Below are 16,763 nucleotides of genomic sequence, written 5' to 3' on the forward strand. Positions count from 1 at the left end.
GAGAGACTTTATGAAGCGCAAGGCGCATTTTTTTTTCTGCGCGTCCGCCATTTGGGTAGCGGCAAGTCCAAACGCATTCGCCCAGGATCGACCGGCCGAAGCTCTCCCTGCGGAGGAGGCGATGGTGGCTGGGGATGACGGCACGATCGTCGTTACCGCGCGGCGTCGTGAAGAGCGGCTCGCGGATGTTCCCACGGCAGCCTCGGTAATCGACAGCGCCTCACTCGCAGATCGCGGTGGCGCGACCGGCACCGGCGAACTGCTCGCGGATCAGCCCAGCGTCCGGTTCAACAATCTGAACTCGTCGATCACGTCCGAGATTTCCATCCGTGCATCGTCGACCGCTCGGGCGACTAACGGAGATCCGAGCGTCGGCCTCTATCGCAATGGTGCCTATATCGCGGGCGGCGCCGTGGGTGGCAGAAACTTTACGCGCCTCGACCTCCTCGACATTGGCCGAGTCGAAGTGCTGCGCGGGACGCAGGGTGCACTTTACGGTCGGAACGCGGTTGGCGGTGCGATCAACATCATCTCGGCCGAGCCGGAATTCGATGTCTCAGGCTGGGCAAGTGCCCGCTATGGTTTCGAGAACGAAAACCTGCAGCTTCAGGGTGCGGCGAATGTCCCGCTCGCCGAGGGGCTAGCGGTTCGGCTCAGCGCGGACTTTGTCGAGCAGGACAAGGGTTTCTTCTACAATCCCGGCAACGATGTCTATTTCGATCAGCAAAAAGGGCACGGACTTCGTGGCCAGCTGCGCCTCAAGCGCGGCCCCGTCGACGCCATCTTCATGGCCGAGACGCAACGGCTGACCACGCCTGCGATCCATTATCAAATATCCATTCCAGCCGGCACGCCGGGCTTTCCAGGAGGCTACACCCAAGATCGCTTCAGCTATCCCTGGAGCACACCGCCGCGGGCGAGCCAGGACGTAGATGGGCTGCAGGCGATTTTCCGTATCGATCTAGGCGGCGCGGATCTCACGTCGACGACTTCGTTCCGCAAGCGTCATTCAGAGTATGACCTCGACAATGACGCGGTGAGTTCGGCCGAGCTCGCGCGCGCGCGGGCGGCGGGCCAGATCGGTGCGTTGATCCCCATCGATCCCAGCGCTTCGTCCTTCGTGGTCGATACCACCGACAATTTCACGCTGGACATTCACGTCAGCGGATCAAGCGACCGTCTGACCTGGCTTGTCGGTGCCGATCTGCTGCTGCTCGACAGTGACTTTTCGGTGACCACAACTCGTACGCAAACGCTTGCCAATTCCTCGCCCGGCAATATCGCTCCCGCGCGGCTCCATTTCGAGAGCTATGCGGCCTATGGTTCGCTCGGCTTCGACCTTACCGAAAGCCTCAACCTCACTGGCGAGCTTCGTTACACCCGCGACAGCCGGAGCATCACAGCCCGCCTCTACGATCTCGCGACGGGACTCCCAACGGGGGGGGCCGCGCGGATCATCGACGATAGCATCAGCGCCGACAATATCTCCTACAATGCGACGCTTTCGCAGAAGGTTACGGCAGATGTTCTCGCATACGGCAAGGTCGGGAGCAGTTACCGCGCCGGTGGTTTCAACACGCGACTATCCGACCCTCGCGCACCGAGTCCGGTACAGGTCCTGTTCGGTAACGAGAGCAGCACATCCTATGAATTCGGCATCAAGGGCACTCCGATCCGCCGCGGCTATTTCGCAATCGCAGGCTACTACACCGTGCTCGACGATCTGATCGCACAGGTCGACGATGGCTGCGCGCTGACCAATGCGGCCTGTCCGGTCGCCGCGGTCGCCTTTCTCACCAACGCCGGTGATGCAAAAAGCTGGGGCATCGAGGCCGAATACAGCCAGGGCTTCGACCTCGGCGAGGGTTCGGGACGCCTTGCGCTCAGCGGCTCGCGCCAAGGCGGCGAGGTCAAAAGCGGCCGCTTTGATGGTCTCGACCTTGCGCAGGTCCCCGACTGGCTCGCCTCGGCTAACCTCAATCTGCGCTATCCGGTGGGCAAAGATGTCGCCCTGACGAGCAATGTCCTTGTCAGCGGGCAATGGGGGGGCAAGCAGGAACTCACGGCAACCTCGGTCGATCTCGACGATTATGTCCTCGTCAATCTCAGGGCCGGAGTCGAGTTCGGCGATTTCAGCCTGTCCGCCTTCGCCAACAATGTGTTCAACAAAATCTACTTCGTCGCTCAGGCACCGACGATCAACCGCTACAGCCAGCCGCGCGTTATCGGGATCGAAGGTCGTGTCAAATTCTGATCCGCTCCGGGCCACGCGAAGTAACAGGAAAACGGATCTCGAAATGAAGCCAACGTTTAGATCTCCGATTTTTATCATTATTTCTGCACTTTTTTCACTGACGACCGCAAGCGCGGCCGCGCGGGCTGCGGACGTACCGCACGCAACTAGCGAGCAGGGACGTTTAGCCGGAGCAACTGACGGTCTTGTCGAGCGATTCCTGAACATTCCTTACGCGGCCGCGCCAACTGGTCCCTTGCGCTGGCGTGCGCCCCAGGCTGCGCCAGGCTGGCGAGGCGTTCGCGATGCCTCGGTCATCGGTCCGGCATGTCCGCAGACAGTACGTCCGCCGCTGATTGCGGGCGGCATCGCCGAAAAGCAATCGGAGGACTGTCTCCAGCTCAATATCTGGCGGCCGAAAGGTGCCCGCGACCTTCCGGTAATGGTCTGGATGCACGGGGGCGCGCATGTGATTGGGTCGGGTACCTTCCCTGTGTTTGACGGGTCGGCCTTCGCCCAGCAAGGCGTCATTCTGGTTACAATAAATTATCGTCTCGGCCCGCTCGGCTATTTTGCCCATCCCGCATTGACGGCGGCATCTCCGCAAGAGGAGGCGATCGGAAATTATGGGCTGATGGACCAGCTGGCTACGCTACGTTGGGTCCAGGCGAACATCGCTTCATTCGGCGGTGACCCGCAGCAGGTCACACTGTTCGGCGAATCCGCCGGCGCGATCGCACTCTCGACAATTCTTGCGAATCGCGAGGCCAAAGGACTTTTCGCACGCGCGATAGTCCAGTCTGGGGTCGGACTCACCGACCTTCGGATCCTTGCCGATGAGGAAAAGCGGGGATTGGCTTTTGCGGAAAGTGCTGGGGCACTAGCTTCGGCCAGCGCGGATGACTTGCGCGCTCTGCCGGTCGCGGCGCTGGTGGCGGCAGGTAAAACCCGTGCGCCGGGTGCGATGATTGGCCCCTTCATCGATGGAAAGCTGGTGCGCGAATCGCCATGGCGGACAATGGCGCGTGCCGAACCGGTGGATGTCCCGCTAATGGTCGGGGCGAACAGTAACGAGGCAAGCGTAATCCTTGCGATGGGGGTACCGCCCGCCGCTGCACTTGCTTTTCTGGGGGAAGATACCGGCGTCGGTCGCGCAGCGTATGGCGCGGGGCTCGCGGACGACGAACTGGCTCGCCAGGTTTTGGGTGATGCCTGGTTCGTGGCCCCGGCACGGTGGCTTGCTGGGCGAACGCAGCACGGCGCACCAAGTTATCTCTATCATTTCGACTATGTCGCCGAAGGGCGCCGCGACCGGGTGCAGGGTGCGGCGCACGGGTCCGAAATTCCTTACGTTTTCGGCACGCTCGATTATCTCGCGTCGCTTACCGGATCCGTAAGCGCCGCCGACCGCCGCTTCAGCGCCGAGTTGTCCTCCTGCTGGGTGGCCTTTGCAAAGAGCGGGGTGCCGCGTTGTTCGCTCACGCCCGACTGGCCACGATATGACGCAGCCACGGACCACCTTGCCCTACTCGCGACGACGACCCATGTCGTGTCGAAATTTCGTAAGCCACAGCTCGATCATTTGCTGAAGGTTCACGCAGAGCAAGCTCGAGCCGTTCATTAGGCTTCACACGAGTGTCTCGCGAAAGTGATACCCAGATGTTTCTTGCCGACCCTTGCACACGAGCAGGGAGAATCTGCGCCAGGCGAATGGGTGAAGTCGGCGCGTTGACGAGGGTCGGCTTCTGCGGACAGCGTATAGATTGAAGCCAATCGACCGCCGCAGGCCCGACCGTCGAGTCCACCGCATACGCATGATGCGGGCCGCCTTGGTTGAGTTCGCAGCACGCTGGCAGCCGAGCTCGTCGATGATCATTCCAGTCTGACGGAAATCCAGCGCTCGATCTCATCTTCCGCCCACGCCACGACATACCCTCCAAGCTGGGCCGGTTTCAGGAACTTGCCCTCCGACATCCAGCGATAGATGATCGAGCGCCCAAGACCGACGCTATTCTACACCTCTTTCAGCCGGATGAGCCGAGTCTTGCGTCGTGGCTGATTCGCCACCCGATCATCTTCCTCACCCATGAGAGCCTCCGTGCGTAAACGCCTCGCCGAGAAGAGCATCCCTGCGCTCGAGCTCATCGATGTGGTCGGACAGGAGCCGGGCAACACGGTGCACTGTGCCTTTGGCCCAATGCGGTCTCACATCGTGGACCTGGTTGCCAAGAACACGTTCGAGTGCAGCCGGCAGCTCGCCGGTGAAGTCCTCGAAGAACTGTACGAGATCCGATTGCAGCCCGGCAATTGCATGATCGCCGCTGCTAACCATGAACAGCAGGATATGGGCCTGCGGTGTAACGCCGCTCGCAGCATGGTCCACGATATTGTCGTGGGAGGTAAACACCCGATTGGATAGCCAGTTGTCGCGCATTGAACTGCCAGATATTCTCGACCGGGTTGAGTTCAGGGCATTTGGCCGGGAGCGCAATGATGCTGATATTGCCGGGCACATCCAGCTTGTCGGTCATATGCCAATCGGCCTGATCCATCAGTACGACAGCGTGAGCGCCGGGGGCGATGGCGAGCGCTATCTCGGCCAGATGGAGCGTCATGGTTTGGGTATTGCAGAAGGGCAGCACCAGCCCTGCGCCCTTGCCGTGCTCCGGGCAGATCGCGCCGAAGATATAGGCCGATTTCGTCCGCTGGTCTTTGGGTGCCGAGGGCCGCGTCCCTCGTCTGGCCCAGCGCCGCGTGATCTTGTTCTTCTGCCCGATCCGCGCTTCGTCCTGGAACCATATCTCTATTGGCGTGCCCTTCGGGAGAGCTCTTCTGACCTTTGCCAGCTCGGCGGCAAAGCCCCCATTTTAAACGCCTCCAAGGCAAGTTCGTTCTGGGCGTGGTGGCGAGGCCGTGCCGTCAGCTTGACATAGCCCAGTCTCTTCAGCTCACGCCCCACGGTCGTTACATCAAGCGAGACCGCAAATTCGTCATAAAGCCACCGAACCAGGTCGATCAGCCGCCAGCGAACGACGCCATTGATCGCCGGGATCGGACCGCGCTCGACCGTTTCAACAAGCGCTCGGCGCTGAGCATCATTGAGCAGCGACGTCTTCCCGGTGCCTTGCCATCGAGCAGGCCGCCCGGACCCCTAGCGTTGAAGCGGACCACCCAGTCACGCACGATCTGCAAGCTCACCCCGCCGATCCGCGCCGCCGATGTCCGGCTACCGCCGTCGTAAATTTCGGCCAATGCCAAAAGCCGCCGGGCCTGGTTCGCGCTTTTCGACTTCCGCGCCAGTTGCCTCAAGGCAGTGCCGTCAAAATCATCACGCAAGCTAATCGCTGTTCCCATGTCACGTCCTCAAAATGAAGGACGCCATAGATTCAGACTTTCGACCGTTTGGCATTCACAAATGTGAGTCAGCCTCAGCGCAACTTGGTATTAGAACCGACCAAAATACACATTTTCAAAGCACAAATTGGGTCTCTTCGCCCGAACACAGATAGCCTACCATATTGTCAATTTGGGAAGCACAAACTCTATGCAAATAAACGCATCAATAATCGGCAGATTGCGCCGCAGATACGAAGTTGAGGTCGCGAACAATACCGGTTCCGCGGCGTGGCGGGTCGAAGCACACAGCTATCTAACTGATGGACCCTGCTGAAATAAGTTGTGACAGAACAAGCAGGACGTCCGTCGGCAAAATAGCATGAAGTGAACGGCTATTGCCGCGCAGATAAATCGACGAAAGAAGAGTTTTGAGCGGATCACCGTTCACAATATCGCTTGCAAAACTGCGCTGGCTGCCAAAGGACATAGTGATGGACTTGCAATGATGCCGTTTAAATTTTCCGGTATATTTTCAATTGTGGCTTTTATATTGAGATGGAATGAATCCCTAAATTCAAGCCCAACGTTCTGTGATGCGCTATATGCGACCTCGACCTCATCGATTTTGGCAACGAGATATAGATGTTGAGTTTGTTTCGCAGCTTTCAGAGCACCATAGCGCCATCTTAGCATGCACATCTGCCATGCACAGCATCTGTGCTACTGAGAAAACTATCCAACTGAAGAGAAAAGGTCCAGATCAGACGGGAGTTGCAATCCGCTGCGCGATCCATTCATCGATCTCTTGCTCAAGCCAGGCAACAGCGTGACCGCCAAGCTGATAGGGTTTGGGGAATCGCTCCTCACTCATCCACCGGTAGATAGTTGAGCGCCCAAGGCCGACGCGTTTCTGGACTTCCGATAATCTGATGAGCCGCGCGACTGGGGGGCGTTCCTGCGTCTGGGTAGATGACTCAGGCATCGGCGCGGCTCTCCGATCCTGCATATATATCGCCAAGGAGTACGTCCTTGCGCTCCAGCTCTTCGATATGATCGGACAAAAGCCGCGCCAGACGCTGCGCCGTGCCTTTGGCCCAGCGCGGTTTTACGTCCTGGATCTGATTTCCCAATATGCGTTCCAGCGCGCTAGGTAGCTCGCAGAAAAGCTCTTCAAAGAATAGAGAGATATCTGTGTGAAGCCAATCTGATGAACGTTCGCCGCCAGCGACCAGAAACAATATAAGATGCGCATGCGGCGATGCACCGGACGCGCGCATGATCCGCAAAGCTTCAGCCAAAGTTGCTGAGCGCGTGCCATCCAATATGCGGCGCAGCGCATCCTTATGTATGCCTGCAGCCTTGCCGATGTCCGTGCGGGTCCGGCCGCTATTGTCCGCAGCCGCAAGCAACAATGCCGCCAAATCACCGCGCACGTTATGTTCGGCCAGCATCTCCATTTCTACCATTGCTTTGAATCCTTTCGAATTTTGAAAACCGACTCAGCAAATAGGCCAAGAGGAAAACTGTAGGAAAACAAAAAGAACATATAAGGAACATATAGGAAGAATCGAATCATATGATCAGAGAGATTCGCGCAGGTTCCGGCAGGCAAATCGCGATAGCCGTCGCGCCTTACGCAAATCGCGGCAAGATGAGCGCAATCTGGCATCCCATCTGCGCAGAAGTCTGCCGCCATATGCCCTATTGTCGGTTTTTGCTTGGATAACTTCCAAAAATCGCACGTCCTGTTTTCCTACAGACCAGATCTTATTCCAGAAAGAACATACAGCGAACGAACAGTCGCTGCCCGTTTAACATCTGGAGTACGCCATGACACAAACCTTGCCCAAGACCCGTCGCCGGATCGCTGACTATATCATTCCCGCAAGCGTCGCCCTTGCCTGTGCGGGCGCTGCTTATGCAGGCGCTGATACCACTTTTGATCCTGCTCTCGCCAAATTTACCGATTTTCTCGAAGGCTCGGGCGGCAAAATCATCACCGTCCTTAGCCTTGCAGCTGGCCTGATTGGTCTTGCTTCGGGCCGATTTTCCCTTGGCCAGATTGCAGTGCCGGTTGGCGTCGGCATCGGTGTCGGCACCGGTGTTCCCATCGTTACCTCGGTCGTGACCGCGGTCATCTGAGCCTGAGCGAAGAATAGGAGGGCGGCACATGGCTGACAGATATCTTATCCCCAGACGATTGGATGATCCTGAACTTATTGGTCTTTGGACCATCGATGAGTTTGCCGGAATTCTGATTCCCTTTGCTTGGGGCATATTGGCCCAGCATGTCTTTATCGGCATCACGCTTTCCTGCGTCTCCTGGTTTGCTTTGCGGAAGTCAAAATCGGGCGGGAAAGCAGCGCGGCTTATTCATGCTGTCTATTGGTATCTGCCAGCCAGTTTTCTTGGCCTCAAAGCCACGCCGCCCTCCTGTCACCGTCGTCTGGCCGGTTGAGGAGATAGAGAATGCGCGCTCAATTTGCCCACGAACAGGCCCAGTCCTATTTGCGCCAGCGCAATCGCCTTGCGGTGCTGGCAAGCGTCACCGGTCTCGCTGCTATCATCCTGTCCGGTTTTGCGATGACAAAAGCGCGCGAGGTCGTGCTGGTCCCTGTCACCGCGCAGCAAATGAGCGTCTCGAGCGCAGGCGTTTCAGCCGCCTATCTCGAACTGGTGACCCGCGACACCGCGTTGATGCTGCTCAACCGCTCGCCGCAAAGCCTCGACTATTGGATGGATGAAATTCTCAAAATTGCCGATCCGGCCGCGCATGGCCGTCTCAAAGCCGAACTGGTCAAAATTGTCGAAGAACAGCGCGGCTCCGATGTCAGCCAGTCATTCATCATCCGGGGGCTCACCGTCGATCCGGCTACCCTGGTCTCGACTGCAACCGGAACGCTCAAGACCTTTGTCGGCGCGCAGGTGATTGCGAGCGAGGCTCGCTCCTTTGAATTTCGCTGGTCGCAGCGCGGCCTGAGCCTCGCGCTCACCGGTTTCCGCCGTCTCCCCCAAGATGAATCGAACAAGGACTGATCTGCATGAGCCTTTTTGCTTACCTTTCCACGGCTGCGCTAGCGGGCACCGGCCTTGGCCTGTTCAGCCTTGGCGCTACGCGCAGACCCGATACCGGCTTCAAGCCGCTGGGAATTGCAATCCTGGCATTTGCTCTGACCGCGGCGCCTGCCCATGCCGACCAGTTTGTCGAGGCTGCGGACAACGCCCAGATTGATTGCCTGCTCTCGCGCGGCGAGCTCACCCGCATTGCGCTGGTCGATGACGGCTTTGCCAATGTGTCCAAAATGGCGAGCGGCTATCCCTATAATGATTTCAGCGTCACCCATGAGCCGGTGCGCGGCGATATCTATATCTCGGTTCCCGTCCAATATGCCTCGGACAAGGTCAGCTTCTTTGCGACCTCGAAGGCAGGCTATGTTTATAAATTTGCCTGTCGCGCAGAAATGGCGGGTGCAAGTCAGATATTTATCAGCAATCCCGCGCTCGCAAAAAGCGAAGCCAGAGACTGGGAAGAAGAAACAGGGCCTGAGAACGCTACGATCCGGCTCATTGAAGCCATGGCGACAGACGCCGTTCTGCCCGGCTTTACCGCCATGCAGAAAATCGACCGTCCCAAAGTTATCGGCGGCCTCGAAGTCCAGCTGATCGCGCAATATGACGGCGCGCAGCTATCCGGCCAGCATTTCCTGATCCGCAACAAAAGCGCGCAGACGCTCGATCTCACGCGCGAGCGCGATGCGCCCGCAGGCGCGCTCGCCTTTGCCTATGGAGCCGATCGTCTTGGTCCCGGTCAGAGCGCCAGCGCCTTCCTTGTCTTTGCCAAAGGAGGCATCAACTGATGGACAAGCAGCCAGATAATCAGGCAGCCGAAACGCCGCCGGAAGCGCAGCGTCAAAACGCCCGCCGCAGTCTCAACCACCAAATTGCACGGCGTCAGAAACTGCTGCTCGGCGGTATCGGCGCGCTTGCTCTGATCGGCGGCAGCTGGATCATATTTAGCGGCGATGATGCGGGCAACAGCGGCACTACAGGCGCAGTAACCATCGATACCGGCGGGCTCGTCAACCGCGATCTCGCTAGCCGCGAATTCGTAGCAAGCTATGGCAATCGCCTCGACGCGCTGGCGCGCGAGCAAAAGTCGCTCAAGGACGCACAATTGCCGCGCCCGGCCATCGAACAGGAACTCAATGCGCTGCGTCAGGAAAACGCGCAGATGCGCAGCGACGGGCAGGCCGCGATCGATGCCATTTCGGCGGAAAATGCATCGCTCAAAAGTGAACTCCAAAAAACAGCAGCTGCGCCTCCGGTTTTACCGCCGCAGCCCGACTTTGGTCCCGGTAGCGCCGGAACGAGAACAACCGCTCCCGGAACACCGGGCGCGCAAGCCCACGCTGCTGAGGGCGACAGCAAGGTAAGCCTGCTCAGCTTTTCAGACAGCGCGCCCACTAAAGAAAGCAAAGCGGCAACGAGCACGCCTGTATCGCCATTGCTGCTCGAAGACAGCCCGGAATATCTGCCGCCCAACAGCTATGCGCCGGCACGGGTAATTGTCGGTGTCGACGCATCCACCGGCGTTGCCAGCCAGAGCGATCCGCTTCCCGTGGTGCTGCGTATTACAGGACCTGCCCGCTCGGTGATGAGAAGGGGTAAGCTGCTCACCACCGACATAACCGGATGCCTTGTCAACGGTGCCGCACGCGGCGATCTTTCAGCAGAGAAGGTCTATGTCAAACTGGCACGAATGACCTGCGCGCAGCCGGGCGGCCGCTATGCGGTAAGCGAGGTCAAAGGCTTTATCAGCTTTGCCGGAAAATCGGGCGTGCGCGGACGCATCGTCAGCCGCGAGGGTAGTCTTGTCAGCCAGGCACTGCTGGCCGGTATTGTCGGCGGCTTCGGGCGCGGTTTCTCGGCCAATGCCAATGGCATCTTTGCCGGCAACATCGGCGAGGATGGCAAGCGCAGCAGCCTGTCGGGTGCCGACATAATTACCGGCGGCCTCGGCCAGGGCGCGGGCGATGCCGCCGATACCGTATCCAAATATCTCATCGAGAGAGCGGAACAATATCAACCCGTCGTCGAGATGCCGACCGGCATTTCGGTCGAGATCGTCTTCCTCGACGGCGTCCACGTGAGGAGCACAAAAAAATGAACAATGCCGATTTTTCTACCCAAAAACGATGCCTGAAGACCACGGCATTGGCAGCCATACTCGCTGTCGCCAGCGCGGGACTCGTCACCGCCTCGGCCATCGCAGCGGTCACGGGCGTGAACGGGTTTACTGATAGCGGAAAAAGCCAGGTTGTCGCCGCGCTCAAATTGCGGCTTCCCAAAACGCCCATCACCAGCCTTGGCTGCGAAGGCTTTGGCGGGCTATGCGAAGTGGTGTCGGGCAAGGCGCTCTTCTATATCGATGAGCGCGCGCGATATCTGTTTGTCGGACGTCTGTACGATATGGAAACGCGCGCTGATCTGACGGCGGCCAAATTACTGGCTATCAATCCCGACCTGCTGGCGGCAGGTACGGCTTCCGCCAGCCAGAAAATAAATGCCGGGCGGCCAACGGCCAATGCTGCGCCGCAAAAGGTCAATCTTGAAGGTCTGCCGAAAAATGGAGCGATATTCTGGGGCAATCCCAATGGCCCCAAGGTCATCGTCTTCTCGGATTTCCAGTGCAGCTATTGCAAGCGGCTCACAGAAGAACTGAAAAAGGCGCGCGTCCGGGTCGAGGAACGGCCGATTTCAATCTTCGGCGCACAGAGCCGGGCCATTGCCGAAAGCGTGATCTGCGCTGCTAACAAGGCGGTAGCCCTCCACCGCGCCTATGCCGGAGGGCAAACGGATGGACGCAGCTCCTGCGATACCAGCGGTCTTGATGCCAATGAAGGTTTTGCGCGTAGACAAGGTTTTTCCGGAACGCCGGTGATGGTCCGCGCATCTGATGGCGCCGTTCTGCAAGGCTATCGCAGCGCTCCGGAAATACGGACGTTTCTAAGCGCATCCGCAGCACAAGGAGGAGCGCGCTGATGGCCAAGCCTCTCACCTATTCGGCGCTCGCATCAGCGATACTTGTACTCAGCGGCTGCGCCAGTCTTGGCGGCAATATCAGCGGCAGCTTTGATTGCCGCGCGCCTGGCGGAACCTGCGCGCCAACTTCGGCGATTGATGCCGAGGCGACCGGGCAAGGGGTTTCAATACTGGCAGCCCCGTCAGGAGCAGCCATGACTTCTGGCTCCACTGGCCGGATGCTCAGGGTCGTACTCGCAGCTTACCGGGATGCTGAAGGCCGGATGCACGAAGCGCGCGTGGTCCATGTCGCGCTGCCCGAGGCAGCCAGCGCCAAATATCAGGCTCCCAGAAGTACGGCCGATATTGGCAAAGCGATCGCGCGCGGCATTGGTAGCCAAGACAACCAAAATCAAAAGCACAGCAAGCAGGAGCATGAAGGCGAAGCTCCTGCTGCCAATCCTTTTCCCTTGCCGGACGCGCTGGTTTCCCCCTCGCCAGTGCCAATGGCAGATCCCGGCGTCCTCCCGCCGGGACCAGAGGGGTCCGGCGTGATTGCTCCCCTGCATGACCGGGCCCCTCAACTTATTCGCCCGCAAAGCATCGACATGCCCGAAGCGGAATTGCAGCCATGACCCTGTCGCTCGCAAAAGCGCGAAGCGCGCTCCTGACCGGTCTGTTTTCTGATACGGCCAGCCCCGATGCGCCGCGCCCGCATCTGGCCATCGATATGCTCTCGAACTGGCTCCCCTACCGGGCGTTCGACGAAGGAACGCGGCTCTATTGCAATGCGCGATCGAAAGGCTTCATCCTTGATGTGACGCCGCTCATCGGCGCGGACGAACGCAGCGGCGAGATATTGGCGCAATTCTTCTCCGAAGGCATGCCGCAAGGCAGTAGTCTGCAAATACTCAATTTTGCCTCCCCCAGAATAGCCCATATTGTCGGACCCTGGTTTGCCCGCCGCTATGAACAGGGCGGCATCTATGAAGCGATCGCCCGCGCGCGCACCGACCGGCTCTATGATCTTGTCTGGAAATCCGGCTCGGCGCACGCGCCTTTTCATGCCCGCGCGACCCGGCTGGTGATATCTCTGGGCGTGCCAAACCTGAGCAGCACCGGGGACAGCGAACTGGTCCAGTGCCGCGAAGGGCTGATCGGCATGCTGCAATCCCTGGGACTTGGCGCGCGGGAAATGGAGCCCGCAGAGCTTTTGGGGCTGATTGATGATCTGACCTCACCCACCAGTGCGCGCGACGCAGAGCCTTCCAGCTGGAATCCGCTCGACCCGATTGCCGACCAGGCGATCCGCCGCGATATTGAACTGGAGGTGGAAGACGACCGCCTGATCTTGCGGACCGAGAGATTTAGAAATCTTGGCCGCGATAGCGAAGGCAGCCCGCAGATTGGCGAGGTCTATCCCGACCGCTTTGATCTGCGCCATTATGGGGTCCGCGCGATGCCCGAACGCTGGAGTCCATGGGAATGCGCGCGGCTGATCGGCGATATGTTCACCGACAAGCTGCGATTTCCTTGTCCAGTGGCAACGATGCTTTGCCTGCAATATCCCGATCAGGAGGCGGCCTCGGCCAAAGCAGGCTATAAGTTCATGCGCACAACCAGCCTCAGCCAATCGAAGAGTGCGCGCTTTTTGCCGCGCCTTGCCGAGCAGTCTGCCGAATGGAGCCATGTCCAGGCAGAATTGCAGGCTGGCAAAAGACTGGTCAAACTTTTCTATGGCCTCACCAGCTATTCGCCATTGGGCCAGGGCGACGCCCATGAGCGCACGGTCAAGGCGGTCTATAAAGCCGCCGGCTGGGATCTGACCGACGAGCGATTTCTGCAATTACAGGGCCTGATCGCATCCTTCCCGTTAAGCCTAGCCGATGGTCTGGGCGATGACATGCAGCGGCTCAAGCGGTTCCGGACCATGCTCTCGACGACGGCCGCGCATATTGCGCCGATGCAGGGCGAGTTTCTGGGCGGCAATATCCCTCATTTGTTGCTGGTTGGACGGCGCGGTCAGCCCTTCTGGTGGTCGCCGTTTGAAAATGACGCAGGCAACCATAATATCGCGATTTGCGGCAAATCGGGTTCGGGAAAATCGGTGCTGCTGCAAGAGCTATGCGCCGCTTTACGCGGTGCAGGCGCAAAAGTGGTGGTGATCGATGATGGCCGCTCGTTTGAGCATTCGGTCAAATTGCAGGGCGGGCGCTTTGTCGAGTTTACCCTCAAATCAGGCTTTTCGCTCAACCCCTTTTCGATGGTCGACGATGCCCGCGCGGTGGATGACGAGGATTATAGGCTCGATTGTTTTGCCATGATCAAGGCGATCATCGCGCAGATGGCGCGGCACAGCGAAGCGCCGAGCGATGTTGAGCACGGCCTGATTGACCAGGCGGTGACCAAAGTCTGGGAAAGTCTTGGCAGCGGGGCGAGCATTGATGATGTGGCCCGCACGCTCGTTGCGACAGCCAACCCGATTGCCGAAAATCTCGCTCTATCGATTGCGCCTTATTTGGAAGGCGGAAGCTATGGCGGCTTTTTCACCGGGCCTGCCAGCTTTGCGCTTGACGATGACTTCACCGTTTTTGAGATGTCGGATCTCGCAAGCCGCGAGGATCTCAGAAGCGTAGTTCTGTCCGCCATCATGTTCATGACCAGCCAGTCGATGACGCGCGGGGTCAGAAGCACCAAGAAAATGCTGCTGATCGATGAAGCATGGAGCATGCTGCGCGGCGGCTCGATGGGCGAATTTGTCGAGACCTATGCGCGCACGGCGCGCAAATATGGCGGCGCACTGGCGACAGCAACCCAGTCGCTCAATGATTATTATAAATCGGATGGCGCGCGCGCTGCGCTTGAAAATAGCGACTGGATGCTGGTCTTGCAGCAGAAAGCCGAGACGATAGCCGATTTTCGCAAGAATGACCGGCTCGATATGGATGACCGGACCGAAACGCTGATCCGCAGCCTAAAACGCTCGGGCACCGAATATAGCGAAGTCTTTATCAAGGGCCCGGACACGCAGGCCATCGGCCGACTCGTTCTCGATCCCTTTTCAGCCACGGTCTATTCCTCCTCGCCCGATGTTTATGCGGCGATCGAACAGGCACAGATGAACGGCCGGAGCCTGGCCGACGCTATTGCCCATGTCGCAGCTCAGATAGCTGCGCAGGGAGCAGCATGATGCGTCGTGCCATGCACACACCCGCCATCCCGCAGGTCAGCAGAGAACCAGTGGCAAGGCCGGGCAAAGCGCCGTCCATCCCGATAAAAGACCTGATACAGGGAAGCTGCTTCCTGTTCCTGGAAACCACGCGCCTTGCCGTCTCCACCATCCTCATCGTTCTGGGACTGCCGCTGTTTGTCTTTCTGTTTCTGGTGGGATGGGATTTGGGGCTGCTCTTCACCCAGCTTGGCAATCTGGCGGTCCATTATCACAGCGCAGAACCCGGCCAGCGCTTGCTGTTTTCTACAGATCTCAAAATCGCCTTCATCGCAGCTACGGGCGCGCTGCTTCTCGCCCGCATGCCGCGCTTTTTCCGAACGCTTGCCGAAGCCTTTCCTGACAAAAGTGACGGAGAACCCGCCCAATGACCGATCAAACGGAAACATTCCAAAGGAAATCTTTTTTGCCGCGGCTTCTCCTTCTGCTCGGCTGCATCGCCCTCCTGCTCTGGGCCGGATGGGTGAGCCGCATGATATTGCAGCCGCAAAAACCCGAGATCGCCACCGTTCGGCTTGCCGAGACAATAGGAAAATTTGTCGAAGCAGAGGCGCGCGGCTCAGGAGATCCGGAAACAGCCAAAGCCAATATTGGCGTTTTTCTAAGCGCCAGCGAGCAGGCTGTTCAGGATATGGGCCAGGGTGGCCGGATCATCCTGGTCGCCGAAGCTGTGCTCGCAGGAGACGCACCCGATGCAACGGTGGAACTTGAACGCCGGATTGCCGCACGCCTCAAAGCGGGAGACGGCAGATGACAATCAAGTCCTTATCCACAAAAGCGCACCGACGCATCAAGCGCATCGCTATTTTAACCGCGCTCGCCTCCTTGCCCTTTGCTGCGCAGCCATTCGAAGACTTTCGCCAAAGTCATGCCTTTTTGCTCAATGCCAGCCCAAGCTTGCCAAACTGGGCCTTCTGGCTCGACAAGCACATGCCGATCAAACGCGGCGGGCTGATCTTTTTCGAACCCAGGCCGTCCACAATTCTCAGCGCCCAGTTTGGCAGCAGTCCGCAGCTCTTTGGCAAATATGTACTCGGCATGCCTGGTGATATTGTGACCCACAAGGGCAAGGATGTTCTGATCAACGGAAAATTCGTTGCCCGAACAAAATCTGAAACCCGCCTGGGTCTGAAGCTTACCAAAGGTCCTGCAGGCGCAATACCTGATGGCTGCTATTATGCCGGAAGCGCTCATAAAGATGGCTTTGACAGCCGCTACGCTGACATCGGCTTTGTCTGCGGCGCCCAGATATTGGGCAGCGGGAGGGCAATCCTGTGAAGACAGCTGCTGCCATCATTGCTGCATTTTTCCTTTGCGCAGGCCAGGCGCAGGCCCGGGATTACGGCCAGCAAGGATCGGTTTTTCCGGTGATAGAGCGCGATCTGCTCGAACAGATCCAGACGCGCCTTATCTCGATGCAAAAGAGCGGAGAGATGGACCGGCGCAATGCCGAACTTAAGCGTCGCACATTGGCGAGGGTAGAACGACCCGAAGCGGTAACGGGTCTCGCAAACGCCCGGAGGGGCCGAAGCTGGCAGTTTGATCCGACCATCACGCTTGCCGATGACATATTTGGCGCCAATGGCGAACGCATTTGGACGCGCGGCGCGCGGGTCAATCCACTCGACAGTGTAAAACTCAGATCGCCACTGCTCTTTCTCGATGGAGATAATCCAGCGCAGCTTAAATGGGCGCTCGGGCAAAAAGACAGTGCCAAGCTGATTCTGACCAAGGGTGCGCCGCTGGCGCTAATGCGCGCGGAGCAACGGCGCTTTTACTTCGATCAGGGCGGCAGGCTCGTCCGGCATTTTGGCATCAAAGCGCTGCCAGCGCGTGTGCGCCAGAACGGAAGGCTTCTCGAAATCAGCGAGATCGCGCTCTTGCCCGATCAGAGGTCAGCGCCATGATAAAAGACATAGGCTTATATCGCAAAATTGCTTGTCT

General features: G+C 58.7%; 16 protein-coding genes and 2 pseudogenes. 14 read left to right on the plus strand and 4 right to left on the minus strand.

Annotated features, from left to right (window positions below):
* Positions 1-10 precede the first annotated feature (10 nt).
* Both V7676_RS14715 and V7676_RS14720 read left to right on the plus strand, forming a co-directional pair.
* Positions 11-2,254, plus strand: a complete 2,244-nt coding sequence (locus V7676_RS14715) for a TonB-dependent receptor (RefSeq protein ID WP_100093343.1) — start codon at positions 11-13, stop codon at positions 2,252-2,254.
* Between the two features lie 43 nt (positions 2,255-2,297).
* Complete coding sequence (locus tag V7676_RS14720; RefSeq protein ID WP_164089016.1) at positions 2,298-3,857, plus strand: carboxylesterase/lipase family protein; 1,560 nt, start codon at positions 2,298-2,300, stop codon at positions 3,855-3,857.
* A 248-nt stretch (positions 3,858-4,105) separates the two neighbouring features.
* Here V7676_RS14720 and V7676_RS14725 read toward each other — a convergent pair.
* The 4 genes and pseudogenes from V7676_RS14725 to V7676_RS14740 form a co-directional block, all read right to left on the minus strand.
* Positions 4,106-4,228, minus strand: a pseudogene (locus tag V7676_RS14725) (AlpA family phage regulatory protein); the annotation flags it as partial.
* Positions 4,229-4,607: 379 nt separating this feature from the next.
* Positions 4,608-5,587: pseudogene (locus V7676_RS14730) on the minus strand (IS630 family transposase); the annotation flags it as partial.
* Positions 5,588-6,329: 742 nt separating this feature from the next.
* Entirely contained in the window at positions 6,330-6,551 is a 222-nt protein-coding gene (locus tag V7676_RS14735; RefSeq protein WP_100093339.1) for a helix-turn-helix transcriptional regulator, read from the minus strand.
* The gene (locus tag V7676_RS14740) at positions 6,544-7,035 is read right to left on the minus strand and encodes a helix-turn-helix domain-containing protein (protein WP_100093338.1); all 492 of its coding nucleotides are present in this window, start codon (positions 7,033-7,035) and stop codon (positions 6,544-6,546) included. The genes V7676_RS14735 and V7676_RS14740 overlap by 8 nt, the downstream gene beginning before the upstream one ends.
* Before the next feature lie 364 nt (positions 7,036-7,399).
* Between V7676_RS14740 and V7676_RS14745 the strand changes: the two genes are divergently transcribed.
* From V7676_RS14745 to traW, 12 genes are read left to right on the plus strand one after another with little or no spacing between them, the layout of a single operon-like run.
* Positions 7,400-7,711, plus strand: coding sequence for a hypothetical protein (locus V7676_RS14745; RefSeq protein WP_100093337.1), 312 nt, complete (start codon positions 7,400-7,402; stop codon positions 7,709-7,711).
* A gap of 28 nt (positions 7,712-7,739) precedes the next feature.
* Positions 7,740-8,027 (plus strand): type IV conjugative transfer system protein TraL, encoded by a 288-nt coding sequence (gene traL, locus V7676_RS14750; protein ID WP_100093336.1) that lies wholly within the window; start codon positions 7,740-7,742, stop codon positions 8,025-8,027.
* Between the two features lie 11 nt (positions 8,028-8,038).
* A complete protein-coding gene (locus V7676_RS14755; RefSeq protein ID WP_100093335.1) occupies positions 8,039-8,605 on the plus strand; it encodes a type IV conjugative transfer system protein TraE in 567 nt (188 codons plus the stop codon).
* Between the two features lie 5 nt (positions 8,606-8,610).
* Positions 8,611-9,426, plus strand: coding sequence for a type-F conjugative transfer system secretin TraK (locus tag V7676_RS14760; protein WP_100093334.1), 816 nt, complete (start codon positions 8,611-8,613; stop codon positions 9,424-9,426).
* The gene (locus tag V7676_RS14765; RefSeq protein WP_442955450.1) at positions 9,423-10,736 is read left to right on the plus strand and encodes a TraB/VirB10 family protein; all 1,314 of its coding nucleotides are present in this window, start codon (positions 9,423-9,425) and stop codon (positions 10,734-10,736) included. The genes V7676_RS14760 and V7676_RS14765 overlap by 4 nt, the downstream gene beginning before the upstream one ends.
* Positions 10,733-11,611: a DsbC family protein gene (locus V7676_RS14770; protein ID WP_100093332.1), complete on the plus strand. Its 879-nt coding sequence runs from the start codon at positions 10,733-10,735 to the stop codon at positions 11,609-11,611. Before V7676_RS14765 ends, V7676_RS14770 begins: the two co-directional genes overlap by 4 nt.
* A complete protein-coding gene (locus tag V7676_RS14775; RefSeq protein ID WP_100093331.1) occupies positions 11,611-12,225 on the plus strand; it encodes a hypothetical protein in 615 nt (204 codons plus the stop codon). The genes V7676_RS14770 and V7676_RS14775 overlap by 1 nt, the downstream gene beginning before the upstream one ends.
* Positions 12,222-14,780, plus strand: a complete 2,559-nt coding sequence (traC, locus tag V7676_RS14780) for a type IV secretion system protein TraC (RefSeq protein WP_100093330.1) — start codon at positions 12,222-12,224, stop codon at positions 14,778-14,780. The genes V7676_RS14775 and traC overlap by 4 nt, the downstream gene beginning before the upstream one ends.
* Entirely contained in the window at positions 14,777-15,190 is a 414-nt protein-coding gene (locus tag V7676_RS14785) for a hypothetical protein (RefSeq protein WP_240616883.1), read from the plus strand. The genes traC and V7676_RS14785 overlap by 4 nt, the downstream gene beginning before the upstream one ends.
* 35 nt (positions 15,191-15,225) lie before the next feature.
* On the plus strand, positions 15,226-15,573 hold the full coding sequence (locus V7676_RS14790) for a TrbI F-type domain-containing protein (protein WP_240616882.1): 348 nt from the start codon (positions 15,226-15,228) through the stop codon (positions 15,571-15,573).
* Positions 15,570-16,097: a S26 family signal peptidase gene (locus V7676_RS14795; protein ID WP_335660410.1), complete on the plus strand. Its 528-nt coding sequence runs from the start codon at positions 15,570-15,572 to the stop codon at positions 16,095-16,097. The genes V7676_RS14790 and V7676_RS14795 overlap by 4 nt, the downstream gene beginning before the upstream one ends.
* A complete protein-coding gene (traW, locus tag V7676_RS14800) occupies positions 16,094-16,726 on the plus strand; it encodes a type-F conjugative transfer system protein TraW (RefSeq protein WP_100093328.1) in 633 nt (210 codons plus the stop codon). The genes V7676_RS14795 and traW overlap by 4 nt, the downstream gene beginning before the upstream one ends.
* Positions 16,727-16,763: the final 37 nt, after the last annotated feature.

Origin of the sequence: Parasphingorhabdus sp. (genome assembly GCF_036963805.1) — a bacterium.
Classification (GTDB): Bacteria; Pseudomonadota; Alphaproteobacteria; order Sphingomonadales; family Sphingomonadaceae; genus Parasphingorhabdus.

Excerpts from the sequence above, each read along its gene's own strand:
- V7676_RS14795 (WP_335660410.1), top strand. The coding sequence starts at position 15,570 with ATGACAATCAAGTCCTTATCCACAAAAGCGCACCGACGCATCAAGCGC.
- V7676_RS14740 (WP_100093338.1), bottom strand. The coding sequence starts at position 7,035 with ATGGTAGAAATGGAGATGCTGGCCGAACATAACGTGCGCGGTGATTTG.
- V7676_RS14755 (WP_100093335.1), top strand. The coding sequence starts at position 8,039 with ATGCGCGCTCAATTTGCCCACGAACAGGCCCAGTCCTATTTGCGCCAG.
- V7676_RS14735 (WP_100093339.1), bottom strand. The coding sequence starts at position 6,551 with ATGCCTGAGTCATCTACCCAGACGCAGGAACGCCCCCCAGTCGCGCGG.
- V7676_RS14770 (WP_100093332.1), top strand. The coding sequence starts at position 10,733 with ATGAACAATGCCGATTTTTCTACCCAAAAACGATGCCTGAAGACCACG.
- V7676_RS14715 (WP_100093343.1), top strand. The coding sequence starts at position 11 with ATGAAGCGCAAGGCGCATTTTTTTTTCTGCGCGTCCGCCATTTGGGTA.
- traC (WP_100093330.1), top strand. The coding sequence starts at position 12,222 with ATGACCCTGTCGCTCGCAAAAGCGCGAAGCGCGCTCCTGACCGGTCTG.
- V7676_RS14760 (WP_100093334.1), top strand. The coding sequence starts at position 8,611 with ATGAGCCTTTTTGCTTACCTTTCCACGGCTGCGCTAGCGGGCACCGGC.
- V7676_RS14720 (WP_164089016.1), top strand. The coding sequence starts at position 2,298 with ATGAAGCCAACGTTTAGATCTCCGATTTTTATCATTATTTCTGCACTT.
- traL (WP_100093336.1), top strand. The coding sequence starts at position 7,740 with ATGGCTGACAGATATCTTATCCCCAGACGATTGGATGATCCTGAACTT.
- V7676_RS14785 (WP_240616883.1), top strand. The coding sequence starts at position 14,777 with ATGATGCGTCGTGCCATGCACACACCCGCCATCCCGCAGGTCAGCAGA.
- V7676_RS14745 (WP_100093337.1), top strand. The coding sequence starts at position 7,400 with ATGACACAAACCTTGCCCAAGACCCGTCGCCGGATCGCTGACTATATC.
- V7676_RS14775 (WP_100093331.1), top strand. The coding sequence starts at position 11,611 with ATGGCCAAGCCTCTCACCTATTCGGCGCTCGCATCAGCGATACTTGTA.